Consider the following 8,105-nt stretch of genomic DNA (forward strand, 5'->3'; position numbering starts at 1 on the left):
CAAATAAGATTTGAAAAGTGTAATTCAAATAGCATAAATCATTACAATTCTAACTAATTGACATCTATATATAATTTCATGTATGATAGGTGAAGCACGTAAAAGGATAGGAATTATGGAAAATTATCGTTCACGCCACAATGAGCTCACAAAGCAAATCGATTCAGATGCCAATCTGACTAATTGGCAGGACTGGAAATGGCAGCTTCGAAATTCAATAAAAAAAATATCGACATTCGAAACCTTAACCGGAATAACTCTTGATACGCAGGAGCGTAAAGTACTGGAGGAGACAATTGAAAAGTTTCCCCTAAGCATTACCCCGTATTACCTCAGCTTAATCGAAACCAAGGACTACAAGAATGACCCCATTTTTCTTCAGTCCTTTGCCGATCCTCGGGAATTAATTGTCCAGGATTGGGAGAAGTCCGATCCCCTCTCTGAAGATAAGGACAGTCCCGTACCGGGAATTACCCATCGATACCCGGACAGAGTTCTGTTTCATGTAAGTAATGTCTGTTCTATGTACTGTCGCCATTGTACCCGTAAACGCAAAGTTGGTGATAATGATTACATTCCGGCTAAAGATCAGGTGCAGCAGGGATTGGATTACATTAGGTCCACCCCAAAAGTCCGGGATGTATTGCTTTCCGGGGGTGACCCGTTTATGTTGAGTGATGAGTATCTGGACTGGATACTCACCGAGTTGAGAAAGATTGAACATGTAGAGGTTATTCGGATTGGCTCCCGTATGCCCGTCGTACTGCCCTACCGCATTACCGATGAATTGGTGGCAATGTTAAAAAAACACCACCCGGTCTGGGTGAATACCCATTTCAACCATCCCCGTGAGCTTACCAGCAGTACCCGTAAGGCCTTGAGCAAAATGGCGGATGCCGGTATTCCCTTAGGCAACCAAAGTGTGCTCTTGGCCGGGGTAAATGACTGTCCCCGATTGATGAAGAGCCTGGTACAGAAGCTGGTGTTTAACCGTGTGCGTCCGTACTATCTTTATCAGTGTGATTTGTCGGAAGGATTAAGCCATTTTCGCACACCCGTGGGCAAGGGAATTGAAATTATGGAGAGTTTGATCGGCCACACCAGCGGCTTTTCCGTACCCACCTATGTAATAGATGCACCGGGTGGTGGAGGGAAGATCCCGGTAATGCCGAATTACCTGTTGTCCTGGTCGCCGCATAAGGTGATCCTGCGTAACTTTGAAGGGGTTATTACCACTTATCAGGAGCCCCATAGCTATGACGATCCGGGTTGCGACGGTAACTGTGAAGCTTGTGATCTGCAGCTGAAATTTGATGATGCGAATGAATATAACTCGGTGGGAATTTGGAAGCTGTTATCCAACTGGGATGAGACCTATTCTCTCACCCCGGAGAACAACGAGCGAATGGAACGGCGGGAAGAGACAACAAATGGAGTGGGATAAGATAGAAGAATATGAGGGGGCCGAGATCCAGCACGGTCCCAATAACAACCGTACCTACCTTATGAACCTTGGGGATGCGGATCCTGTGGGGGTCGTAGAATATCTGCATGAGCTGTGTGTGCAAAAGAGCTACAGCAAGGCCTTCGCAAAGGTTCCTAGTGTAAAGGCTGTGTGCTTTCTGGCCGCGGGGTGGAATATTGAGGCCATGGTGCCCGGGCTGTTTAACGGTGTGTTAGACGGGCTGTTTCTGGGCCGCTATTACGACCCTGCCCGCCGGGAAGTAGAACCGGGGCATTTTGAAGCCCTGTGCAGCATGATGACTTCGCTTAGTCCGCAGGCGCCGCAACCCCTTCCTGAGTCGCTGTTTACGAGAGTCTGCACGCCCGAGGATACCCTTAAAATGTCAGTGTTGTACAGCGAGGTCTTCGAACGGTACCCCTTTCCAATCCATGAACCGGACTATCTGCGCTCTACTATGGATGCGCAGGTGGAGTATTTTGGAGTGTGGGAGGGCGAGAACCTGGTTGCCCTTTCATCTTCTGAGAAGAACCTTGAGCACAGTTATGCCGAGATGACCGATTTTGCAGTTTCGCCGGATTACCGCGGGTTAGGCTTGGGCCTGCTGTTGTTGACTAATATGGATACTGCCATGTCCGAACAGGGAATAAAAACTGTTTACACAATTGCGCGCATGCGTTCGAAGGGTATGAATGCCACCTTTCTCAAGGCCGGGTATCACTACAGCGGGACTCTCTTCAGAAATACCTTCATCTCCGAGGGGCTGGAGAGCATGAACGTGTATTATAAGAAGCTGCAGTAGCAGCCCTGCAATTGCTGCCGCTATCGCCAAAGGAAGTTTAGGGTTCTGCCGGCTGGAGAAGCTCGTAATACCGGGATATCTTCTCTTCCAGCTGATCAATACTGAAATGACGGGCAAAACGAACCGTCTCTTTTCCCTGCACAAACAGTATCACCGCAGGAATGGTGAACACCGTATAGTGTCCCGCCGCCTCGGGGTGCTGCTCCAGGTCAACAAACCAGCCGTCAACGCCCGGGTACTCATTTAGAAGTGCCTCTACCCGGGGACGAAGCGCACCGCAGACACCGCAGTCAGGCCGCGAAAAATATATGCATACCATTTCACTCTGTTGCGGAAGATCGGCCGCTTCACCAGTAGTAAATTCTTTCATTTCCTTCATTTAGCTAATATAATCAAAATTATATGTTTGGTCAAAACAAAAACGTCAAACCTCAATAAAATAGCGTGCCGGGGCCTGGGGTAAAAAGTAGACCCTTACGTTCTGCAGGTTAAGTGTTTCTCCAGCGGAAAGGGGGTAAGGCTCGCTATAAAAATTGAGGACCTCGGAACCGTTCAAGGGCTTCCAGGAACAGTGGATGCGAATTGCCCGTATTTTTATTACCCATAATAGCTTTACAGAGGTGCGATCAATTTCTGTGGTAAATGGTGCTATTTTTCTCCCGTTGTCCCTAATGAAACGCTCCTTGGCATGTTGAAAGAATGAGCGGATAAAGAGGCGAAACCCCAAACCGCCAATCAATATGCCGAAAAAAATGAAGTACTCCGGCTTCATCGGCGGGGGTGTCTGCAGGCTTATTTCATCCGGCGAGTAGGGGTTATAGTGCACTATAAGTCTATCCCCTTCCACTACCACAGACTCGCTCTGCACCATCCCTCGAGCGACACGAGTCGTGGAGTCCGGCAGTGCATACTCAATACTCACCTCGTAGTGTTTCGGTCCAACGCTCTTTGATGCCTGCACATAGCCATGTGTGCGGTGGTAATACGCTTCAGGCGCGTGCACCGACTGCATCATCAGCACGCTCAAACCAATTAGAATAGCTCCCACACATAGCAGAAGCGTATAAATTAAACGCATTACACCTTCGGGAATCATATTTGACCACATTATCCGTTAAGTATAAGAAGCTTTTTTTAGTAAATACAAGCCCCAAATACATATCATAAAAAACCGCAACGCTTTTTTGATTTTAGGTAAAGTTTTTTTTATACTGAATATAGAAGTAAAAAGAGAAAGGAGTAAAGCATGGATCTGAAAGAAGCATTTGAAACAGCAATTAAAGGCGAAATTGAGGGGCGTGAGCTTTATAAGGCTGCGGCGGACAAAACGGACGATAAAAAGGCCAGAGACGTATTTAAGATGCTGGCTGATGAAGAACAAACTCACTTGGATACCCTGGTAAAACTGGCCACTGAGTATTCAGAGGGTCGTGATGTAACGGTTCCGGACCTCCCCAAGCCAAGCACCTTTGAAGATGCCGAGAGTCCCATTTTTACACGAGAGTTTAAAGATAAGGTGAGTGATAAGCATTTCGAGATGGCCAGCCTTTCGATTGGTATTAAACTGGAGTTGGAATCTGAGAAGTTTTATAAGGAAATGGCCCAGGCATCTGATCAGGATAAGTTAAAAGAGTTTTTTAACTATCTGGCCGATTGGGAACGGGGGCACTACGACTACCTGCAGAAACAGATTGGTTTTCTGGACAGTTACTATAAAAATAAATACAGCTTTTTTCGATTCTAAAGAGCAGCTTAGAATAAACCGCCACCGGCGTCCTCAAAGATCTTTGATGTGGGAGGACGCTGTAGTTTTTATCAAAGCTGATATATTACTTACAAGTTTACTAATAAATATATTTACTCTAATAAATTATATCGCTCCAAGATTCGAAAAAAGACTTGACTTAAGCGACCACCCGTATTTTAATAAACATATCTATTTTACGGGAGGTTTATTGTATGACTACTCTCATTGTTGTAGTCGGTTTAGCTGTGTATGTTCTTTTGTATCTTACCTATGGTAAGAAACTCGAAAAGAACGTAGTAAAAGCTACTGATGATGAGACTCCGTCGCAGCGTATGTACGACGGGGTGGATTATGTTCCTGCAAAGGCGCCGGTTCTATTCGGGCACCACTTCGCCTCCATCGCCGGTGCCGCACCAATCGTTGGTCCGGTTCTTGCAATGGCTTGGGGATGGGTACCAGGACTCCTGTGGGTCTGGTTTGGAAACATCTTTATAGGTGCGGTACACGATTATCTGGCCTTAATGGCCTCGGTTCGTTATGACGGACGGTCGGTACAGTTCGTAGCCTCTGATGTTATCGCAAAGCGTACAGGAAAAACCTTTTATTGGCTGGTATTCTTCCTACTGATTCTGGTTATCGGTGCCTTTGGTGCGGTTCTGGGTAATATGTTTATTGCCAACGGCCAGGTACCCAGTGCGTACATCCTGAAACTGGTTGCCGCCCTCATCTTGGGGGTTCTGCTGTATCGAGTAAAGATGAACTTTACCGCTGCAACCGTTATCGGTATCATTATGCTGATTCTGGCAATTATCGGAGGACACCAGTTCCCGATAAATGCTAGTCGAGATGTCTGGATGCTGGTAATGTTTTTCTACATTATTATTGCATCGGCAGTACCGGTAAATATCCTGCTGCAGCCTCGTGACTACCTCAACTCATGGCTGTTGTACATCGGTCTCGCCATTGGTGGTATCGCCGCTATCTTTAGTTTTACCGGTTTTACCGCTCCGGCGTTCACCTCGTTTTCACCAATTGTATCCGGTGGGCAGCCCTCTCCGTTTTGGCCGGTTATTCCCCTGATTATCGCCTGTGGTTCCCTCTCCGGTTTCCACGCTCTGGTGGGTTCTGGAACTACCTCCAAACAGATTGAAAAAGAGAGGCATGGTCTGCCAATCGGATATGGGGCGATGCTGACCGAGGGCTTTCTGTCAACTATCGTAATTATTTCAGTCTCCGGTTTTGGTCTTTCCATCATCCAAGGTGCAGGTCAAGATCTTACAGTTGCTAACTGGGGCAGTGCTTACGCCGGTGCAATGAACGCCAGCTTTGGAGCAGCGACTACTTTTACCAACTCCTATGCGGCGATGGTAGACAGTACCTTTCTCACAATCCTGCCAACTGAAATTGTAAAGGTAATTGCCGGAATGTGGGTCGCCTCCTTTGCCATGACCACCCTGGATACTACCAACCGCTTGGGTCGTTACACCCTTACCGAAATCCTTATGCCGATGAAAGCTAAAAATGAGGGTATGTTTAACTTCCTGACCAACCGCTGGATTGCTTCAACTATCCCCGCCATCATCGGTATCTACCTTGCCTGGAGCGGTAGTTTTACCGTACTGTGGCCATCCTTTGGTTCTGCGAACCAGCTGATCGCTTCGATTGCGCTGTTGACCGGTGCCGCCTGGGTAGTAAAACGGCAGAAAGCTAAGAATGCAAACATAGTACTAATTCCTGCTTATCTGTTGTGGATCACTGTTACTGCGGCCATTATATGGTTCTCTGTAGTGGTACTTCCGGGTACTATCGAAAACGATCCGGTCACCGGTATTGTTGTATTAATAATTGAGATAGTGATGTTGATTATGAACTTTGTGTTCATCATCGACTTCCTCAAAAACAAAAACAAACCTCTGGCATCAGAGGCTTAGGTTCTATGTATGGTGGAAAAGGCGGCGTGTTCGCCAGAATCTTTGGGTATCTACGTTTTTTCTTTTCCACCATGGACCAATCCCATCGCAACAAGGTAACCGAGGTAACCGAGTTCGAAGTGAAAGAACTTGAGAATCTGTTTGTTTTGTTGCTGATGGGCTCATTTACCGGAATTCCGTCGCCCCCATCGTTTGTGGCGGCGGAACTCTTGCCTCATCTGGAGCACGAAATCAAAGTTTTAAACGAACGCGCGAAGAATTCCTTCGATTCGCTTGCCGACATGGCAAGTCTGTTGGACATTGATTGATTCTATGCAAAACAAAAGGCTTTACTCATGAAAACGATCTTTTTCAGCGGGAAAGGCGGGGTAGGCAAATCTACTTTAGCCTCAGCAGTTGCCTGGCAGTTGATGGAAGCGGGGAACCGTGTTTTAGCGGTCTCCTTTGATCCGGCCCACAATCTTGGCGACATTTTCCATACCAAACTCAGTCACCGTAAAAAACGGTTTAAGAAGACAAACCTTTTTTTACAGGAGACTGATCTAGAGCAATCTGCCAATGAATATATTGAGGCTAATATGTCCCTCTTGAATGAGGTGTACAGCTATATGCAGCCCTTTAATATGGACAGCTACTTTAATGTACTGAAATATTCACCGGGGGTAGAGGAGTACGCCGCTATTACCGCCATGGAAAAACTCTTTCGGGAAGAGCAGGAGAACTACGATTACATTGTGATAGATACTCCGCCCACCGGGCTTACCCTTAGAATCCTGGCTTTACCCAAAATAACAGTGGCCTGGATTGACCGTCTGGTAAAGCTCCGCAAACAAATCTTGGAAAAGCGTTACACCATTCACAAACTCAGCGGAAAGTACAGCGAGAAGGGCACCAAACTGGCTTACGAGGAGTCGGAGGACACGGTGATGCGGAAGCTGCTGGATATGCGGGAGCGGTATCAGAATGTGCAGAATTGGCTTGCGGGTGACAAAAACAGCATCTGTGTGGTGTTTAATCCCGACTATCTCTCGTTGCGGGAGTCCCAACGGCTTATGACCGGAGTAAAAGACCTTAATTTACCAATGCATACAGTCTACCACAATAAACTTGATGATCCGAACAGCGATATAGCACAAAAGGTAGAGCAGGAATTATTGAAGGGCCGGCCCGATGTAGTTGTCGAACGGGTGCCCAATATGGCAGAACCGGAACCTACCTGTTACATAATGGATAAAAACCTAATACAATCTTTTCAGGAGAACACTTAGCATGGGCGAAGCAGAAATAACACAACAGCCGATTTTCTATCTTTTTATTGCAGCTACCATATTGCTCACTTTGGGTTACAGCTGGGGGCATCGGGGTAATAAAAGAATTTTTCTTTCGGCTTTCAATGCATTGGTAGATACCCTTAAACCGAAGGATCAAAGCTTTACCAAAATTGGGGGAGAAACCGGATATCATGCCAATTTAATCCCGAAGAAAAATAGTTTTATACGCCGTGTAGATGCCACCATTACTTTGCTGCCGCGGCAGTCGTGGCTGTATCTGCCCTTTTCCCTACTGACCTTTCGTTTCGATCGCCTGTTCCTGATGTTGTTCTTCTCGAAAAAGGCGATGGGCCTGGTGAGCGAAGGCCATCTGATTGAAGAGAAGTATTCCCGTTTTCGAGGACCTAAAATTACTAATGAAGATCAGCTTCAGAAGGAAGAACTTCGCTGGGGGGAACATGATTTTTTGCTTTACTATGCGGATGAGGTAATTAAAAATGATCTATTAAACCTCAAGCAGAAGCTGAAAGAGCCGAAGTACTTGCGTCACATTGCGGTAGTGCCGGAGCGGGAGCAGGCTTTCCTTTTTATGATCCCCAAAAGGGGCTATGTGTCGGAGGCTTTTCCGGTAATTTACAAGTGGCTCAACAATATGCTCGAGCAGAAGCGCAGCAAACAGGCGGAAGCCCGCGGCAACTAACCGTAACAACTGCTAAGTAGTAACTCCGTAGGTTTTATCTTCGGGCGGTTTTTAGCTGCTTCGCGAAAGATCGCTGCCGCCCGAAAATGAAGTCCTCGTAGTCGTTCACATGGCCGGCATCTAGATGTTTGTCATATATTTGGAGCTCTTTTATCCATCCGAAGTTGTTGCGTTTGACCACCTTGCCATTCT

Annotated in this window: 9 protein-coding genes; 7 read left to right on the top strand and 2 right to left on the bottom strand. The window is 46.7% G+C overall.

The window, feature by feature from the left end:
• The first annotated feature begins 115 nt into the window (after positions 1-115).
• A complete protein-coding gene (ablA, locus tag K9L28_11015) occupies positions 116-1,444 on the top strand; it encodes a lysine 2,3-aminomutase (GenBank protein ID MCF7936859.1) in 1,329 nt (442 codons plus the stop codon).
• Positions 1,431-2,264: a putative beta-lysine N-acetyltransferase gene (ablB, locus tag K9L28_11020; protein ID MCF7936860.1), complete on the top strand. Its 834-nt coding sequence runs from the start codon at positions 1,431-1,433 to the stop codon at positions 2,262-2,264. The genes ablA and ablB overlap by 14 nt, the downstream gene beginning before the upstream one ends.
• Positions 2,265-2,301: 37 nt before the next feature.
• Here the strand turns inward: ablB and K9L28_11025 are convergent, their stop codons facing one another.
• Entirely contained in the window at positions 2,302-2,634 is a 333-nt protein-coding gene (locus K9L28_11025; GenBank protein MCF7936861.1) for a thioredoxin family protein, read from the bottom strand.
• Positions 2,635-2,688: 54 nt separating this feature from the next.
• On the bottom strand, positions 2,689-3,360 hold the full coding sequence (locus K9L28_11030) for a DUF3592 domain-containing protein (GenBank protein ID MCF7936862.1): 672 nt from the start codon (positions 3,358-3,360) through the stop codon (positions 2,689-2,691).
• A 150-nt stretch (positions 3,361-3,510) separates the two neighbouring features.
• Between K9L28_11030 and K9L28_11035 the strand changes: the two genes are divergently transcribed.
• From K9L28_11035 to K9L28_11055, 5 genes are all read left to right on the top strand, one after another.
• Positions 3,511-4,008 carry a ferritin family protein gene (locus K9L28_11035; protein ID MCF7936863.1) on the top strand — a complete coding sequence of 166 codons (498 nt, stop codon included), beginning with the start codon at positions 3,511-3,513 and terminating at the stop codon, positions 4,006-4,008.
• Positions 4,009-4,223: 215 nt separating this feature from the next.
• The gene (locus K9L28_11040) at positions 4,224-5,942 is read left to right on the top strand and encodes a carbon starvation protein A (protein MCF7936864.1); all 1,719 of its coding nucleotides are present in this window, start codon (positions 4,224-4,226) and stop codon (positions 5,940-5,942) included.
• Positions 5,943-5,947: 5 nt separating this feature from the next.
• The gene (locus K9L28_11045) at positions 5,948-6,250 is read left to right on the top strand and encodes a hypothetical protein (GenBank protein MCF7936865.1); all 303 of its coding nucleotides are present in this window, start codon (positions 5,948-5,950) and stop codon (positions 6,248-6,250) included.
• Between the two features lie 27 nt (positions 6,251-6,277).
• Complete coding sequence (locus tag K9L28_11050) at positions 6,278-7,210, top strand: ArsA family ATPase (GenBank protein ID MCF7936866.1); 933 nt, start codon at positions 6,278-6,280, stop codon at positions 7,208-7,210.
• Position 7,211: 1 nt separating this feature from the next.
• Positions 7,212-7,913 carry a hypothetical protein gene (locus K9L28_11055; protein MCF7936867.1) on the top strand — a complete coding sequence of 234 codons (702 nt, stop codon included), beginning with the start codon at positions 7,212-7,214 and terminating at the stop codon, positions 7,911-7,913.
• Positions 7,914-8,105 lie beyond the last annotated feature (192 nt).

The sequence above is a fragment of the Synergistales bacterium genome (genome assembly GCA_021736445.1).
Taxonomy (GTDB): domain Bacteria; phylum Synergistota; class Synergistia; order Synergistales; family Aminiphilaceae; genus JAIPGA01.

Coding starts and splice junctions, on each gene's coding strand:
- ablB (MCF7936860.1), top strand. CDS start 1,431: ATGGAGTGGGATAAGATAGAAGAATATGAGGGGGCCGAGATCCAGCAC.
- K9L28_11025 (MCF7936861.1), bottom strand. CDS start 2,634: ATGAAAGAATTTACTACTGGTGAAGCGGCCGATCTTCCGCAACAGAGT.
- K9L28_11030 (MCF7936862.1), bottom strand. CDS start 3,360: ATGATTCCCGAAGGTGTAATGCGTTTAATTTATACGCTTCTGCTATGT.
- K9L28_11045 (MCF7936865.1), top strand. CDS start 5,948: ATGTATGGTGGAAAAGGCGGCGTGTTCGCCAGAATCTTTGGGTATCTA.
- ablA (MCF7936859.1), top strand. CDS start 116: ATGGAAAATTATCGTTCACGCCACAATGAGCTCACAAAGCAAATCGAT.
- K9L28_11040 (MCF7936864.1), top strand. CDS start 4,224: ATGACTACTCTCATTGTTGTAGTCGGTTTAGCTGTGTATGTTCTTTTG.
- K9L28_11055 (MCF7936867.1), top strand. CDS start 7,212: ATGGGCGAAGCAGAAATAACACAACAGCCGATTTTCTATCTTTTTATT.
- K9L28_11035 (MCF7936863.1), top strand. CDS start 3,511: ATGGATCTGAAAGAAGCATTTGAAACAGCAATTAAAGGCGAAATTGAG.
- K9L28_11050 (MCF7936866.1), top strand. CDS start 6,278: ATGAAAACGATCTTTTTCAGCGGGAAAGGCGGGGTAGGCAAATCTACT.